Origin of the sequence: Streptosporangium longisporum, from assembly GCF_039534895.1 — a bacterium.
GTDB lineage: Bacteria > Actinomycetota > Actinomycetes > Streptosporangiales > Streptosporangiaceae > Streptosporangium > Streptosporangium longisporum.
Genome location: NZ_BAAAWD010000017.1, coordinates 144,338 through 160,123 on the forward strand (window position 1 = coordinate 144,338; position 15,786 = coordinate 160,123).

The window sequence follows — 15,786 nt, forward strand, 5'->3', positions numbered from 1 at the left end:
TCGCCGCACGCCGGACCTTCACCGGACACGGAAGCTTCGCCGGACGCGGACCTTCATCGGACGTGGAACCTTCGCCGGACGTCGAACCTTCGTCAGACGTTGAAGCGGAACTCCACCACGTCGCCGTCGCGCATGACGTAGTCCTTGCCCTCGATCCGGGCCTTGCCGACCTGGCGGGCGGCGGCGATGGAACCGGCCTCGACCAGCTCGTCGTAGGAGACGATCTCGGCCTTGATGAAGCCCCGCTGGAAGTCGGTGTGGATGACCCCGGCCGCCTCGGGAGCGGTGGCGCCCTTGCGGATCGTCCAGGCCCGGGTCTCCTTGGGGCCGGCGGTCAGGTAGGTCTGCAGGCCCAGGGTCTCGAAGCCCACCCTGGCCAGCTGGGTCAGGCCCGACTCCTGCTGCCCGACGGACTGCAGCAGCTCCAGCGCCTCCTCCTCGTCGAGCTCGACGAGCTCGGACTCGATCTTGGCGTCCAGGAAGACGGCCTCGGCCGGGGCGACCAGCTCCGACAGCCTGGCGCGGAGCGCGTCGTCCACCAGTTCGTCGGCGTCGAGGTTGAAGACGTACAGGAACGGCTTGGCGGTCAGCAGGTGCAGCTCGCGCAGGTCCGCGGGGTCGATCCCGGCGCCCTTGGCCCCGGCGTACAGGGTGGTGCCGCCGTCGAGGAGCTTGAAGGCCGCCTCGGCCGCGTCCAGTGCGGCCTTGCGGTCCTTGTTGGTCCTGGACTCCTTCTGCAGGCGGGGGATCGCCTTCTCCAGCGTCTGCAGGTCCGCGAGGATCAGCTCGGTGTTGATCGTCTCGATGTCGCGTCCGGGAGAGACCCCGCCGTCCACGTGGGTCACGTCCGGGTCGTCGAAGACCCGGATGACCTGGCAGATCGCGTCGGTGTCGCGGATGTTGGCGAGGAACTGGTTGCCCCGTCCCTGCCCCTCCGAGGCGCCGCGGACCAGCCCGGCGATGTCGACGAACTCGACCTTCGCCGGCAGGATCTTCGCCGACCCGAAGATCTCGGCCAGCTTCTCAAGACGCGGGTCGGGGACGCCGACGATGCCCACGTTGGGTTCGATGGTGGCGAACGGATAGTTCGCCGCCAGGGCGTTGGCGGTCTTCGTCAGCGCGTTGAAAAGCGTTGACTTGCCGACGTTGGGCAATCCGACGATGCCGATGCTCAGGCTCACGTGAGCCGAGTTTACGCGGAATGACCCGGTGCCGGTCGCCACGGACCCCGTCAGCCGGCCGACACGAACCCGTCACGTGGGGCGATCGGCCCGATTTCGGAGGCGTGTCGGCGCGCCAGGAGGGGCCGGGCCTGGAATCATGCCGGGGTGGACGTCATGGCGCTCTCCTTCCAGCTGGCGGTGGGCCTCGCCGCGGGACTCGCGATCGGGTTCCTGCTGGGGCGGGCACGGGCCGCCTCCGGAGCCACCGACATGGTCGCGCGCCTGGCCGACGCCGAGGCCCGCGCGAAGATCGCGGAAGAGAAGCTCGCCTACGTCGAGGGACAGCTCGCCGACCGGTTCCAGGCCCTGTCCACACGCGCGCTCGACGTCAACAACCTGCGCTTCCTGGAACTGGCCGAGACGAGGCTCGCCGCGGGCCGGGCCGAGGCCGCCGGGGAGCTGGAACAGCGCAAACAGGCCGTCGAGCACCTGATCGAGCCGCTCAAGGACACCCTGTCGCGCGTCGAGACGCAGCTGCGCGACACGCAGGCGGGCCAGCGGGCCGCCCACGCCGAGCTGGCCAAGCACATCGACGTCGTCCGCGAGAGCAACGAGCAGCTCCGTGCCCAGACGAGCACGCTGGTACGGGCCCTGCAACGCCCGGAGGCCCGGGGGCGATGGGGGGAGCTCCAGCTCCGCAGGGTGGCCGAGATCGCCGGGATGCAGCGGTTCTGCGACTTCGACGAGCAGGTCAGCGTCACCACGCCGGACGGCGTCCTGCGGCCCGACATGGTGGTGCGCCTGGCCGGGGGCAAGAACATCGTGGTCGACTCCAAGGTCTCGCTGGCCGCCTACCTGGAGGCCGCCGAGTCGACCGACCCGGACCACCAGTCGGCCCGGCTCGACGCCCACTCCCGGCACGTGCGCGAGCACGTGGACCGGCTCGCCTCCAAGCCCTACTGGCAGGCGTTCAGCCCGTCCCCGGAGTTCATGGTGCTGTTCATCCCCGGCGAGGCGTTCCTCGCCCCGGCCCTGGAACGCGACCCCGCCCTGCTGGAGTACGCCATGCGGCGGCGGGTCCACATCGCCACCCCCACCACGCTGATCACCATGCTCCGCACCGCGCAGTACGCCTGGCAGCAGGCCGCGCTCAGCGAGAACGCGCGGGCGATCTTTGAGGTCGGCAAGGAGCTGTACGAGCGGCTGAGCAGCATGGGCCGCAACGTCGAGTCCCTGGGCCGCTCGCTGAGCCGGGCGGTGGAGTCGTACAACAGGACGGTCGGCTCGCTGGAGACGCGGGTGCTGGTCAGTGCCCGCAAGCTCAACGACCTGGGCCTGGTCGAGGAGAAACTGGAGGGGCCGCGGCCGCTGGAGGACCTGCCGCGCGCCCTGACCTCACCCGAACTGCTCGCGGAAGAGGAGCCAAGCCCGTCTCTCGTGTCCCGCCTGAACGGTAGGTTGACCAACGACCTGCCCTGAGACCTTTCCCCGTGGACGCCTGCGGCCGGACACTGGAGGCGACGGGACCGACGACGCGGGGGCCGAGGTCAAGGGGACGAGTGGTGGACGAGCGAGGCGGCGTGCAGCCGCCCGGCGGGGTGATCGCATGAGTGAGCTTGACCGGCCCGGCGGCATCCGGCTGACCGTCCGGGGCGCGCTGGCCCTCGTGCTGGTGACCACGCTGCTGGGAGGCGTGCTGCAGTCCCTGTCGGGGCTGTCCGCGCTGACCGGCGTGGCGTTCGTGATCGGCTGCGCGGGTGCGACGGCGCTGGTCAACCCCAGGGAGCTGCTCTCACTGGTGGTCTCCCCGCCCCTGGTCTTCTTCGTGACCACCGTGCTCGTCGAGGCGGTCCGCTCCCTGTTCGCGGCCACCCCGCTGCAGGCCTTCGGGCTGGGCATGTACACCGCGCTGTCCCAGGGCGCCCCCTGGCTGTTCGGCGGCTCGCTCCTGGTGCTGCTGATCGCCTGGCGTCGCGGGCTGACCCGCTGCGTCCGCGAGCTGCGCGACGAGCTGAAGACGGCCAAGGCGTCCGTACCCCGCCCGAGAAGCGGGGAGACCGCCTTCGCCCCCGAACCCGAGGGGTACTTCGAGCCCAAGGTGTACGGGACGCCGCGCGACGAGCGCTGACCCGTCCTCGCGGCCCCGGCCGGACGCCGTCGCGGACCGGGTGGCGGTCACCGGCACGCCCCGGCCCGGGGGCCGGGGCGTGGGAGGACGACCGGTCAGACCGCCGTGACGCGCAGGTTCTTACGGAGCTCGTGCGGGAGCGCGAACCGCACGTTCTCCTCGACGGACTCGACCTCTTCCACGTCCTCGAACCCGTTGCGGGCGAGGCGGGCGAGGACCCCGGCGACGAGCTCCTCGGGCACCGAGGCGCCGCTCGTCACACCGACCGTGGTGACGCCGTCGAGCCAGGCGTCCTGGATGAGCGAGGCGTCGTCGACCAGGTAGGAGGCGTCGGCGCCGTGGTCGAGGGCGACCTCGACCAGCCGCTTGGAGTTGGAGGAGTTCTCCGAGCCGACGACGATCACCAGCTCGGCCTGGGCGGCGATCTCCTTGACCGCGACCTGACGGTTCTGGGTGGCGTAGCAGATGTCGTCGCTGGGCGGGTCGATCAGGTTGGGGAAGCGCTCCTTGAGGCGGGAGACCGTCTCGACCGTCTCGTCCACCGAGAGCGTGGTCTGCGAGAGCCAGACCAGCCTCTCGGGATCCCTGACCTGCACCGTGCCGACCGACTCCAGCCCGTCGACGAGCTGGATGTGGTCGGGGGCCTCACCGGCGGTGCCCTCGACCTCCTCGTGGCCCTCGTGGCCGATGAGGAGGATGTCGTAGTCCTGGGAGGCGAAGCGCTTGGCCTCGTTGTGCACCTTGGTCACCAGGGGGCAGGTCGCGTCGATCGTCCTCAGACTGCGACGGGCGGCCTCGCGGTGGACCTCCGGGGAGACGCCGTGGGCGGAGAAGACCACGATGGCGCCCTCGGGCACCTGCTCGGTCTCGTCGACGAAGATCGCGCCGCGCTCCTCCAGCGTCCTGACGACGTGGGTGTTGTGGACGATCTGCTTGCGGACGTAGATCGGCGCACCGTACTGCTCCAGCGCCTTCTCCACGGCCTGGACCGCACGGTCGACCCCCGCACAGTAACCACGGGGCTTCGCCACCAGTACGCGTCGGTTCGCAGGGGTCATGGAAGTCATGCTCTTATGCTACGTGGACGCGCCCGCGAGACGGCCCATACGTCCCATGAGCCCGGCGCACCATCCCGTAGGCCCGTCCTTGTCACATCTGTCCTTCCCGACACAGACCTCCAGGGAGACGCCATGTCAGTCCCCGACATGATCCGCAGTGTCACACAGAAAGCAAAAGATCTTCCCCTGCACATGCTGCAGACCGCCCTGAGCGGGGTCGGCCAGGCTCTGCTCCTCGGCGACCGGGTCCGTAACAAGATCAAGGGCTCCTCCGGCCGTGAGGACGACCTCGACGAGTCCCGGGAGGCGACCGCCGACGTACCGGCGGACGTCGAGGAGAGCACCGTCGAGCAGGCGGGGGAGGCCGAGAAGCCCGCCCGCAGAGAGCCGGTCATCTTCGCGCCGCGTCCCTCCAAGACCGTGGACGAGGCACCGGCCGAGAGCGCCGTCGAGCAGGCGGAGAAGCCCGAGAAGGCCGAGAAGGCCGAGAAGGCCGCCCGTCGTGAGCCGGTCATCTTCGCACCGCGGCCGTCCAAGATCACCGAGAAGGCACCCGCCGCCGGGAGCAACGGCACCGGGCCCTCGCACGAGCCGGTCATCTTCAGCCCCGCCAAGCCCACCGCCCCCAAGCCCGCCACCCCCGAGACCACCACCCCCGAGACCGTGGCCTCTGAGACCGTGGCCGAGGCCCCCGCCACCACGCCCGAGACCCCGGCCGACAAGACCTCGGCCACCAAGCCCTCCAAGGCGGCCGAGACCTCCGAGACCTCCGAGACCTCGGTCGCCGAGACTTCGGCCGAAAAGACCCCTGCCGGCAAGACCCCGGCCGACAAGACCGGGACCGACGAGGCTCCGGTCACCGACACTCCGGACACCGAGACCTCTGTCACCGAGACCTCTCTCACAGAGAGCTCCGTCACAGAGAGCTCCGTCACCGAGGCCCCCGCCGCGAAGCCCAAGGCCTCCAAGGCCGCCAAGCCCTCCAAGGCCGCGAAGACCGCCCCCGCCGAGGAGGCCGCGCCCGCGAAGGCCGAGGACACGAAGGCCGAGAGCACGAAGACCGGCGAGGCCAAGGCCGAGAGCACGAAGACCCGGAGCACGAAGGCCGGCAGGAGCAAGGCCGACGAGACCGAGACGGCCACCCCGGCCACCCCGGCCACCCCGGCCACGGCGCCCGCGGCGAAGAAGCCCAGGACCACCAAGGCGACCAAGGCCGCCAAGGAAAAGGAATCGGCGCAGGCCCCGGCCACCCCCGCCACCACCGAGACTCCCGAGATCGCCGAGCCCAAGGCCGCCGAGCCCGAGACCGCCGAGCCCAAGGCCTCCGAGCCCGGGACCGTCGAGTCCAAGTCCGCTGAGACCGAGACCATCGCGTCCGAGACCGCCGAGACCCTGAGCCCGCGGCCCGAGTCCGAGGCCACCACCGCGAAGCCCGCCACCCGGAGGACCGGCACGAGGGCCACCGCGAAGCCCGCCACGGTGGCCACGTCCACCCCCAGGACCCGCAGGGCCCCCAAGGCCGCTCCCACGAACGCGAAGACCGCCTCCGAGGTCACCGGGAACACCGGAGACGTCGAGGACGCCGGGGACACCGACACCACCGGGAACACGGGGAACACCACCCCCGTCCCGGTGGGCGCCGTGATCGAGACGCCCCCGGCGACGAAGGTCGAGATCGCGGAGGTCAAGGTGGCGAAGCCGGAGACCCAGGACGCCGCGCTGGTCGAGGTGACCGGCACCCGGGTCGCTCCCCCGGAGACGGCCGGGTCCGTCACCGCGCCGACCGCCGACGTGGTCGCCGCGGCCGGTGCGGTACCGGCCGAGCCGCTGCCCGGTTACGCGGACCTGACGGTGGCGTCGCTGCGGGCGCGCATGCGCGGCAGGACGGCCGGGCAGATCAGGGACCTGATCGCCTACGAGCGGGCCACCTCCGCCCGCGAGGCCGTCGTGCGGATGTACGAGAACCGTCTGGCCAAGCTGGAGGCCGGGGAATAGTCGCGCCCGGCGCGTAGGCTCCCGCCCATGAGCTCGAAGTCCACTCCTGAGCAGCCCCTTCCGGTCCGCACGGTCTTGCAGATGGTCGGCGGCTGGATCGGCAAGCTCGGCACCGTCTGGGTCGAAGGGCAGATCACCGAGCTGACCGCCCGTGGCGGCACGGTGTTCCTGACGCTGCGCGACCCGGTGGCCAACATCTCGGCCCGGGTCACCTGCCCGCGCGGCGTCTACGAGGCCACCGTCCCCCGGCCGGTCGACGGTGCCCGGATCGTGACGCATCTCAAGCCCGACTTCTGGGTCAACAAGGGTTCTTTCGCGTTCACCGCGCTGGAGATGCGGCCGGTCGGGGTCGGTGAGCTGCTGGCACGGCTGGAGCGCCTGCGCCGGCTGCTCGCCTCCGAGGGTCTCTTCGGGGTGGACAGGAAACGGCGGCTGCCTTTCCTGCCCGGTACGGTCGGGCTGATCTGCGGCCGTGACTCGGCCGCCGAGCGCGACGTGCTGGAGAACTCGCGGCGCCGCTGGCCCGCGGTCCGGTTCACGGTGGAGCCGGTGGCCGTGCAGGGGCCGTACGCGGTCGGCGAGGTCATCGAGGCGCTGCGCAGGCTGGACGCCGACACCGACGTGGACGTGATCGTGATCGCGCGGGGCGGCGGGTCGATGGAGGACCTGCTGCCCTTCTCCGACGAGGCCCTGGTGCGGGCGGTCGCGGCGTGCCGTACCCCGGTGGTCAGCGCGATCGGGCACGAGCAGGACAATCCGCTGCTCGACCTGGTCGCCGACGTGCGCGCGTCCACGCCCACGGACGCGGCGAAGAAGGTCGTGCCGGACGTCGGCGAGCAGCTCACGCTGATCCGCCAGCTCCGTGACCGGGGCCGCAGGGTGGCCAAGGGCTGGCTGGACCGCGAGACGGCCTGGCTGGCCGCGGCCCGTTCACGCCCCGCCCTCGCCGATCCGGTACGCGAGGTCGAGCGCAGGGCCGAGCAGGCCGAGCAGCTCAGGGACCGGGCGAGGCGTTCCCTCACCGGTTCCCTGGACCGCGCCCAGGACTCGCTGGAGCACCTGCGCGCCCGCCTGGTCTCGCTCTCCCCGGCCGCCACGCTGGAGCGCGGCTACGCGATCGTGCAGCGCCCCTCGGGCGACGTCGTACGGCTCGCGAGCGAGATCTCCCCGGGCGACGAGCTCACGGTGCGCTTCTCCGACGACCGGGTGACGGTCAGGAGCGATTCCACCACGTGAGCGAGGGGTAGCCGTCGTCGATGAATCCGAACTCCCGGTAGAGGGCCTCGGCGTCGGAGGTGGCGTGCAGGTCGACCCGGCGGACCCCGGCCCGCCGGTACCACTCCAGCAGGGCGTTGACGACGGCCCGGCCGTGGCCCCTGCGCCGGTGGCCGGGGTCGGTGGCCATGCCCTGGATGTAGCCGTAACGCCCGTCGGGGAGGCTGGGGCCGGGCATGCGCTCGAAGATCAGGCCGACCCCGCAGGCCGCCAGCCTCTTGCCGGGCGCGTCCACCACGTAGACGGCGGTGTCGGCACTGCCGAGCCGCTCGGCGAGGCTCTCCGCGTAGGCCGGCCGCCAGTCCTCCTCGACCGGGAGGCTCCCGTCCAGGGCCATCCTGTCGGCCAGGATCTGACGCAGCCGCACCAGCTCCGGAATGTCGTCGAGGGTCGCGTCACGAACGCTCATCCGGGCATTCTGCCAGCCGTACCCGGCGGTGGGACGGGCGGGGAGGCGGCGCGGACGATCTAAGGTGGGGTCCGTGGCCGATGAGAAGACACCGTCGTACGAGCAGGCGCGCGAGGAGCTGACCGAGGTGGTCCGCCGCCTCGAGGCGGGCGGGCTCACCCTGGAGGAGTCGATCGAGCTCTGGGAGCGCGGGGAGAGGCTGGCCTCACTCTGCGAGGAGTGGCTGCAGGGGGCCCGGGTCAAGCTCGCGGCGGCCATGGCCCAGCGACGGCAACCCGACCCCGGCGCGGACGCCCCCTTCTGATCGGCCGGCGCCGACTGCGGCCGGGGAAAGACCGGACGACGGAGGCCGGACAGCGTGACCGGATGACGAGGGCCGGACGACGCGCGGCGCGCGAGCGGCCGGGCCTCCGGCCGTTCCAGGACGCTAGGACGTGATCTTCGGCTGCTGCCGGAGGGACCCGGCCAGGGTGGACAGCTCCTGCCAGGAGGCGGTGCCGGTGACGACGACCGTGACGTCGGGCAGGAGACGTACCAGGGAACGCTGGTCCTTGTCCTCGCGGACGCGCTGTTCCCAGGTCACGCCGCCGATCTGGACGGTGCCGGTGGCCGTGGAGGTGTTGGCGAGCCGGTTGGCGAACTCGGCCGCGGGCTTCTCGTCGCTCTGGGCGAGCATCGCGTGGCGGCGCTCGGCGGTGGCGAAGCCGAGCCTCCAGGTCGTCCAGCCGCCGTCGTTCGTCCTGCGGGAGCTGTTCGGCACCCATCCGGGGGCGACCTGCCCGGGCGCCCACACCTGGAAGGGTGCCGTACGGCGCAGGTCGGCCAGGGCGAGCGAGTAGTCGACCTTGGGAATGCGCTCGGTCCGGCTCTGCGGCGTGATGAGCAGGAAGAGGCCGACGGCCGCCAGACAGACCGCCATCGCGAACGCGTAGCCGTAGAAGCCCTCAGTGAACCTTCGCACGACCACCGACACTATCCGTTCCGCGGGGCGGTCCCGTCTCAGGGGCGGCGGATCTGCGCGACGATGGCCAGCACGTCCTCGGCGAGCACCCGGGAGGCGTCCTCGTCGTCGGACAGGGCGACCTCGGAGACGGCCGCGGCGAGCGCACCGGTGAGGACCACGACCAGCGCGCCCTCGTCGCCCTCGAACAGGGCGGCGTTGCGCTTGGCCCACTGCCGGAGCCGGTCGCGCATGATGACCTCGAACCCGGGCGGCCCGTCGCCGCGCAGGAACAGGGCCGACAGCTCCCGCTCGGCCAGGCAGCCCTCCAGGTAGGCGCGGGCCCCGGCGATGAACAACCGCATCGGGTCGCCCTCGCCGCCGGCCCTGGCCTCCTGGACCGCCTGCTTGGTCCGCTGGGTCTGCCGGGTCTGGAACTCGTCGAAGAGGGTGAGGTAGAGGTCGGCCTTGCCGGAGAAGTGGTGGTAGAGGCTGCCCACGCTCGCCCCCGCCCGGGAGACCACGTCGGTGACCCCGGACTCGGCGAAGCCGCTCGTGACGAACGTCTCCCTGGCCGCGGCCAGGAGTGCGACGCGCGTGGCGGCACCCCGCTCGGAGGTCCGCGCACCCCCGCCCTTCACCAGCCGTTCCGTGTCACTGCTCATGGTGGGCAGATTATCCTCCGCCGACCGGTCACAGGGGTGCCAACTACGATCGTTGCAACAATCCACGAGAGGGGTTTCCCACCATGTCCGATCAGACGTCCGTTCCCGCCACCCTCGCCACGGGTGAGCACGCACCTGATCGCAACCTCGCCCTGGAGCTCGTCCGCGTCACCGAGGCGGCCGCGATGGCGGCGGCCCGCTGGGTCGGGCGGGGTGACAAGAACGGTGCGGACGGCGCCGCGGTGAACGCGATGCGCCAGCTGATCAACACCGTGTCGATGAGCGGCGTGGTGGTGATCGGCGAGGGCGAGAAGGACAACGCGCCGATGCTCTACAACGGCGAGCTGGTGGGCGACGGCAGCGGCGCGGCGTGCGACGTGGCCGTCGACCCGATCGACGGCACCCGGCTGACCGCGCTCGGCATGCCCAACGGGATCTCGGTGATCGCGGTCAGCGAGCGCGGCTCGATGTACGACCCGTCGGCGGTCTTCTACATGGACAAGCTGGTCACCGGCCCCGAGGCCGCCTCGTCGGTGGACATCAACGCGCCGGTGGCCGACAACATCGCCGCGGTGGCGCGCGCCAAGGGCGGCGAGCCGTCGGACGTGACCGTGGTCATCCTGGACCGGCCCCGCCACGAGAAGACGATCCGGGAGATCCGGGAGGCCGGTGCGCGGATCAGGCTCATCACCGACGGCGACGTGGCCGGTGCGATCATGGCGGCCCGGGTGGGAACCGGCGTCGACCTGATGCTCGGCGTCGGCGGCACCCCGGAGGGCATCATCGCCGCGTGCGCGCTCAAGTGCCTGGGCGGTGTCATCCAGGGCAGGCTCTGGCCGCAGGACGAGGCCGAGCGCCGCCGGGCGCTGGACGCGGGCCTCGACCTGGACGCCACGCTCAGCACCGACGACCTGGTCAGGTCCGACGACGTGTTCTTCGCCGCCACCGGGATCACCGACGGCGAGCTGATGCAGGGGGTCCGCTACCGGGCCGGGCGGGCCGTCACCAGCTCCCTGGTCATGCGCGGCCGGTCCGGGACGATCCGGAAGATCGAGAGCGAGCACCAGCTCTGGAAGCTGCGGGCCTACAGCGCGATCAACTTCGACAACGCCCGCTAGGCGCGGGCGGGACACGCCCACGGCGGACACGCGCCGTGGGCGTCGGCGGCGGACACGCGTCGCGGGTGTCAGCGGTGGACGCGCATCACGGACGCCGACGATGAACGCACGCCGAAGGTGCCGACGACGGACGCGCGGGGCGTCAGCGGCGGAACCAGGAGCGCCGGGGGCGCTTCGGGGACTTGGCCACGATGTTGCCGCACGTGACGATGCCGGTGATCTCGATGACCGGGCCGTCGGGCGAGGCCCGGACATGGTTCTTCTTGCCCCCCATGTACATCGAGGCGGGCATCTCGATCCGCACCCCCTCGGGCACGATCAGGGTGAGGGTGCCGAACAGCACCGTGACCTGCAGGGTCACCCGGCTGGACTGGAGCAGCGCCTCGCACAGGTCGAGCGTGACGTTGGCGCAGATCGCGGTGGCCGGGAACCGGGTCGGCACCACCCAGCGGCCCGAGCGTTTCTCCGAGCCGAAGAACGCCGTCACCGGGCGGACGTCGGTGCGCAGCGGCTGTGCCTCGGGCGGAAGCAGGTCGGCCGTGAGGGCGGAGAGCTCCCCCAGCGTGCGCGCCCGGTAGAGGGCCTCGACGCGCTGCTCGTACTCGCCGTGGTCGAGGCGTCCGTCGGCGAGCGCGTCGCCGAGCACGACGGCCACCCTCTCGCGGTCGGCGTCCCCGGCTCTGAGGTCGGCGGGACGCGGCTCGGGGACGTGACGGCGGATGGCGGGGGGCCGGTGACTCTCCACCCTTCGACCATAATCGCCGCCGGGCCCCGGCGCCTCGTCCGGCGCGCTCCGGATGTGCGGGCGGACGGGCGGAACCGGCAGGTGACGGGCCATTGACCACCGGGTACGCCGCCCATACCCTGACGGGAACTTGAATCCCCCTCATGTTCCCGGAGATCGTCATGCCGACCCCCCGTGACAGGCAGGCACGCGTGGCGACCTGGGCGGCGTTCTTCGTCCAGGGGCTCTGTTTCGCCACCCTGCTCACCCATGTGGTCGACCTCCAGCGCCGCTTCGGTCTCAGCGACGGCGACCTCACCCTGGTCCTGCTGCTCGTCCCGGTGATCTCCGGAGTCGGCAGCGCGGTCGCGGCCCCCCTGGCGAGCCGGTTCGGCAGCGCCCCGGTGCTGCGGATCTCCCAGATCGGCGTCTGCACGGCCGTGATCCTGCTGGGCTGGAACGACGGGCTCACCGGGCTGTACGCGCTCAGCGCCGTCTTCGGCCTGTTCGTCGGCGCGGTGGACGCGGCGATGAACATGCAGGCGGTCGCGGTCGAGCGCAGGTACGGGATGAGCGTGCTGACCGGCTTCCACGCCGTGTGGAGCGTCGGCTCGATGCTGGGCGCGGGCGCCAACTCCGCCTTCAGCGCGCTCGGCGTGCCGCTGGGCTGGTCGTTCTCCGTACCGGTGATGATCGGCGCGCTGATCTCGGTGGTCCTGCTCCCGCGCCTCTACCGGCGCGACGAGGAGGGCGTCGAGACGCCGCTCGAGGCCGTGACCTCCCGGTCGCCGTGGCGGCCGATCATCCCGCTCTGCCTGGCGATGGCGTTCCTGTACGTCGGTGACGCGGCGGTCTCCAACTACGGCACGGTCTACATGGAGAAGGCGCTGGCGGCGAGCGGGTGGCTGGTGCCGTTCGGCTACCTCGTCTACCAGGCGGCGATGCTGCTGGCCCGGGTGCCCGGCGACCTCGCCGTGCGCAGGTATGGGCCGGCGCCGGTGGTGCGCGCGGGCGCGGTGATCGCGGCGGCGGGCATGCTGGGCCTCGTGCTGGCACCCGGCGTCGTGGTGGCGGTCGTGTCGTTCGGCCTGGTCGGCATCGGCCTGTCCGTCATCGCCCCGCAGTCGTTCTCGGCCGCGGGCCGCCTCGGCGCCGGGGCGGAGACCGCGATCGCCCGGGTCAACATGTTCAACTACGTCGGCTTCCTGGTGGGGGCCGCCGTGGTCGGCACCCTCAACGACACGGTGAGCATCAGGGTGGCGTTCGTCCCGGCCGCCGTGCTGGTGGGCCTGATCGTCTTCCTGGCCCGGGGGTTCCGGCCGGACCCCCAGCCCGCCACCGGGCCCGCCACCGGACCCGGGGCGGGGGATCACAGGTAGGGGCGCCGGTCCCGCCTGGCCCGCTCGTAGGCGGCGCGCGCCCGCCGGGTCTCCTCCCCCCGCGACACCTCGGCCACCGGTACGTCCCACCAGGCCGTGGTCTCCGCGCCGGGGCCGGGCACGGTCTCGACGTACACCACCGTGGTACCGGTCGCCCGCCTGGCCTCTGCCAGGGCCAGGCGCAGGGACTCCGGGCCGTCGGCGCGGAGCACGTTCGCGCCCAGGCTGGCCGCGTTGGCGGCCAGGTCGACCGGGAGGAGCGCCCCGTCCAGCTCCCCGCCGGCACCGCGCAGCCGGTAGGCGGTGCCCAGCCGCCCGGCCCCGACCGCCTCCGACAGGCCGCCGATGGAGGCGAAGCCCCGGTTGTCGACCAGCACCACGACGAGCTTCACGCCCTCCTGCACGGCGGTGGCGATCTCCTGGGCCATCATCAGGTACGACCCGTCGCCGACCAGCACGAACACCTCCCGCTCCGGCACGGCCAGCTTCACCCCCAGCCCTCCGGCGATCTCGTACCCCATGCAGGAGTAGCCGTACTCGACGTGGTAGGACTTCGGGTCGCTCGCCCGCCAGAGCTTGTGCAGGTCGCCGGGCATGGACCCGGCCGCGTTGACCACCACGTCCGTCGGGTGCGCCACCTCGTTGAGCATGCCGAGCACCACCGGCTGGGTCAGCGCGTCCCCGGTGGTGAGCAGCGCGACCTGCTCCTGCCACTCGCGGGTCAGCCGGGCCGCCCTGGCCGTCCAGTCCGGGTCGGCCCGCCAGCCGTCCAGGGCGGGGCCGAGCGCCTCCAGCGCGGCGCGGGCGTCGGCGACGAGCATCTCGCCGGAGTGCTTGGCCGCGTCGAAGGCGGCGACGTTGACGTTGAGGAACCGCACCCCTCCTGCGGCCTGGCCGAACAGGGTGCGCGAGGCGGTGGTGAAGTCGGTGTAGCGGGTGCCGATCCCGATGACCAGGTCGGCGTCACGGGCCAGCTCGTTGGCGGCCGCGGTGCCGGTGTGGCCGACCGCGCCGACCGCGCAGGGGTGGTCGTACGGCAGCGCCCCCTTGCCCGCCTGGGTCTCGCCCACCGGGACGCCGTGCCGGGCGGCGAAGCCCGCCAGCTCCCGCCACGCCCCGGAGTAGACCACGCCGCCCCCGGCCACGATCAGCGGGCGGCGCGAGCTCCGGGCCAGCTCCGCCGCCCGGGCCAGCGCTGCCGGCTCGGGGACGGGCCGCGCCACGTGCCAGACCCTGCGGGCGAACAGCTCCTCGGGCCAGTCGTACGCCTCGGCCTGCACGTCCTGCGGCAGGGCCAGGGTGACCGCGCCCGTCTCCGCCGGGTCGGCCAGCACCCGCATCGCGGCCGGCAGCGACGCGACGAGCTGCTCGGGCCGGTTGATCCTGTCGAAGAAGCGGGAGACCGGGCGCAGCGCGTCGTTGACGGTCACGTCGGGGAAGCGCGGGTCCTCCAGCTGCTGCAGCACCGGGTCGGCGACGCGGGTGGCGAAGACGTCGCCGGGCAGCAGCAGCACCGGGATCCGGTTGATCGTGGCGAGCGCCGCGCCGGTGACCATGTTGGTGGCGCCGGGACCGATCGAGCTGGTGCAGGCGAAGGTGGACAGCCGGTCGCGGGCCCGCGCGTACCCGACGGCGGTGTGCACCATGGCCTGCTCGTTGCGGGCCAGGTAGTACGGCAGGTCACCGGAGGTGCCCGCGCCGCGCTCGGCCAGGGCCTGCCCGATCCCAGCGACGTTGCCGTGCCCGAAGATGCCCAGGCACCCGGCCACCAGCCGCTGCTCGACGCCGTCGCGTTCCGACCACTGGTTGGCGAGGAAGCGCAGGAGCGCCTGCGCCACGGTGAGCCTCATCTCCGCACCCCCGTCATCGGGAGCCTGGGGTCGGCCTGCTCCCGTGCCCACGAGTCGCGGACCCAGGCGTGCCGGGGGTCGTCGCAGAAGGCCATCGACCGCTCGGACGCGGGCCCGGCCAGCACGTTCAGGTAGTAGAGGTCGTAGCCGGGGGCCGCCATCGACGGGCCGTGGTACCCCCTGGGCACGAGGACGACGTCACCGGACGACACCTCGGCGAGCACCTCGTGACCGCCGTAGACCCGCTGGTAGCCGGGGCCGCCCTCGAAGTAGTAGATCTCCTCCAGCACGGCCTCGTGCTCGGAGGCCTCGTCGTGCTTGTGCGGCGGATACGACGACCAGTTGCCGCCCGGGGTGAGCACCTCGACCGAGACGAGCTTGTCGCACTCGAAGACGTCGGGGGCGCAGAAGTTGTTCACCTGCCGGCTGGCCTGGCCCGCGCCGCGCACCTCGACCGGGACCTTCTCCGCCGGGCCGTACCGCACCGGAAGGCGCCTGGTCGCGCGGGCCGAGGGGAGGGCGAAGCGGCCCCGGCCGGTGACCCGGGCGCTCGCCCCGATCGGCAGGTAGGCGAAGTCGGTGACCCCCTCGAAGACCGAGGGCCTGCCGTCGAGCGTGATCCGCTGCCCCTCGCACTCGACCACGCACTCGCCCGAGAGCGGCAGGACGAGCATCTCCTCGTCCCCGGTGTCGAAGCTCACGCCCTCGCCGGACAGGCAGAGCACGCGCAGCCCCGAGTAGGTCCACCCGGCGGTCTCCGGGGTGATCGACAGCGCCCACGGCGCCCGCGCGGTGCTTCCCGCCGGTACGAAGGTCATGGCCTCTCCTCACGTGACGACTGGGCGGCGTCCCGTTGATCGTGTCGGTGACCGCCTCGGTGACCGTTTCAATGATCGCCCCGACGGCCTCTCAGGTCACTACCGAAGTGACCGCTCGGTCCACCGTCGCGGGGGCCTGTGGGATGGTCCGCCCGGTGACCTGCGCGGTGACCTGCGGAGTGACCTGTGGGATGGTCCGCGCGGTGGCCTCCGTGGTGTCCTGTGGGGCGGCCCGCGCGGTGGCCTTCGTGGTGGCCGGGGCGC

The 15,786-nt window shown here is 72.3% G+C and carries 15 protein-coding genes; 7 read left to right on the forward strand and 8 right to left on the reverse strand.

Going from position 1 to position 15,786, the window contains the following annotated elements:
• Positions 1-92 precede the first annotated feature (92 nt).
• Positions 93-1,181, reverse strand: coding sequence for a redox-regulated ATPase YchF (ychF, locus tag ABD832_RS31485; RefSeq protein WP_344902545.1), 1,089 nt, complete (start codon positions 1,179-1,181; stop codon positions 93-95).
• A gap of 156 nt (positions 1,182-1,337) precedes the next feature.
• On the opposite strand from ychF, the gene ABD832_RS31490 reads away from it, so the two are divergent.
• Complete coding sequence (locus tag ABD832_RS31490) at positions 1,338-2,642, forward strand: DNA recombination protein RmuC (protein ID WP_344902701.1); 1,305 nt, start codon at positions 1,338-1,340, stop codon at positions 2,640-2,642.
• Between the two features lie 127 nt (positions 2,643-2,769).
• Entirely contained in the window at positions 2,770-3,291 is a 522-nt protein-coding gene (locus ABD832_RS31495; RefSeq protein ID WP_344902548.1) for a DUF6542 domain-containing protein, read from the forward strand.
• Between the two features lie 95 nt (positions 3,292-3,386).
• Here the strand turns inward: ABD832_RS31495 and ABD832_RS31500 are convergent, their stop codons facing one another.
• The gene (locus ABD832_RS31500) at positions 3,387-4,349 is read right to left on the reverse strand and encodes a 4-hydroxy-3-methylbut-2-enyl diphosphate reductase (protein ID WP_344902551.1); all 963 of its coding nucleotides are present in this window, start codon (positions 4,347-4,349) and stop codon (positions 3,387-3,389) included.
• A gap of 132 nt (positions 4,350-4,481) precedes the next feature.
• Between ABD832_RS31500 and ABD832_RS31505 the strand changes: the two genes are divergently transcribed.
• Both ABD832_RS31505 and xseA read left to right on the forward strand, forming a co-directional pair.
• On the forward strand, positions 4,482-6,344 hold the full coding sequence (locus tag ABD832_RS31505; RefSeq protein ID WP_344902554.1) for a hypothetical protein: 1,863 nt from the start codon (positions 4,482-4,484) through the stop codon (positions 6,342-6,344).
• Between the two features lie 27 nt (positions 6,345-6,371).
• The gene (xseA, locus tag ABD832_RS31510) at positions 6,372-7,580 is read left to right on the forward strand and encodes an exodeoxyribonuclease VII large subunit (RefSeq protein ID WP_344902557.1); all 1,209 of its coding nucleotides are present in this window, start codon (positions 6,372-6,374) and stop codon (positions 7,578-7,580) included.
• Here the strand turns inward: xseA and ABD832_RS31515 are convergent.
• On the reverse strand, positions 7,558-8,028 hold the full coding sequence (locus tag ABD832_RS31515; RefSeq protein WP_344902560.1) for a GNAT family N-acetyltransferase: 471 nt from the start codon (positions 8,026-8,028) through the stop codon (positions 7,558-7,560). The genes xseA and ABD832_RS31515 overlap by 23 nt on opposite strands.
• A 73-nt stretch (positions 8,029-8,101) precedes the next feature.
• Here ABD832_RS31515 and ABD832_RS31520 point away from each other — a divergent pair, with 73 nt between their 5' ends.
• Positions 8,102-8,332, forward strand: coding sequence for an exodeoxyribonuclease VII small subunit (locus tag ABD832_RS31520; RefSeq protein ID WP_344902563.1), 231 nt, complete (start codon positions 8,102-8,104; stop codon positions 8,330-8,332).
• Between the two features lie 123 nt (positions 8,333-8,455).
• Here the strand turns inward: ABD832_RS31520 and ABD832_RS31525 are convergent, their stop codons facing one another.
• A complete protein-coding gene (locus ABD832_RS31525) occupies positions 8,456-8,989 on the reverse strand; it encodes a DUF4245 domain-containing protein (protein WP_344902566.1) in 534 nt (177 codons plus the stop codon).
• 38 nt (positions 8,990-9,027) lie between these two features.
• Positions 9,028-9,633 (reverse strand): TetR/AcrR family transcriptional regulator, encoded by a 606-nt coding sequence (locus ABD832_RS31530; RefSeq protein ID WP_344902569.1) that lies wholly within the window; start codon positions 9,631-9,633, stop codon positions 9,028-9,030.
• Positions 9,634-9,716: 83 nt separating this feature from the next.
• On the opposite strand from ABD832_RS31530, the gene glpX reads away from it, so the two are divergent.
• A complete protein-coding gene (gene glpX, locus ABD832_RS31535) occupies positions 9,717-10,751 on the forward strand; it encodes a class II fructose-bisphosphatase (RefSeq protein WP_344902572.1) in 1,035 nt (344 codons plus the stop codon).
• 142 nt (positions 10,752-10,893) lie between these two features.
• Here the strand turns inward: glpX and ABD832_RS31540 are convergent, their stop codons facing one another.
• Positions 10,894-11,496, reverse strand: a complete 603-nt coding sequence (locus ABD832_RS31540; protein WP_344902575.1) for a DUF1707 SHOCT-like domain-containing protein — start codon at positions 11,494-11,496, stop codon at positions 10,894-10,896.
• 161 nt (positions 11,497-11,657) lie between these two features.
• Between ABD832_RS31540 and ABD832_RS31545 the strand changes: the two genes are divergently transcribed.
• Complete coding sequence (locus ABD832_RS31545) at positions 11,658-12,854, forward strand: MFS transporter (RefSeq protein ID WP_344902578.1); 1,197 nt, start codon at positions 11,658-11,660, stop codon at positions 12,852-12,854.
• Here ABD832_RS31545 and iolD read toward each other — a convergent pair.
• Both iolD and iolB read right to left on the reverse strand, forming a co-directional pair.
• The gene (iolD, locus tag ABD832_RS31550; protein WP_344902581.1) at positions 12,845-14,704 is read right to left on the reverse strand and encodes a 3D-(3,5/4)-trihydroxycyclohexane-1,2-dione acylhydrolase (decyclizing); all 1,860 of its coding nucleotides are present in this window, start codon (positions 14,702-14,704) and stop codon (positions 12,845-12,847) included. The two genes, ABD832_RS31545 and iolD, sit on opposite strands and share 10 nt — an antisense overlap.
• On the reverse strand, positions 14,701-15,522 hold the full coding sequence (gene iolB / locus ABD832_RS31555) for a 5-deoxy-glucuronate isomerase (protein WP_344902584.1): 822 nt from the start codon (positions 15,520-15,522) through the stop codon (positions 14,701-14,703). The genes iolD and iolB overlap by 4 nt, the downstream gene beginning before the upstream one ends.
• Positions 15,523-15,786: the final 264 nt, after the last annotated feature.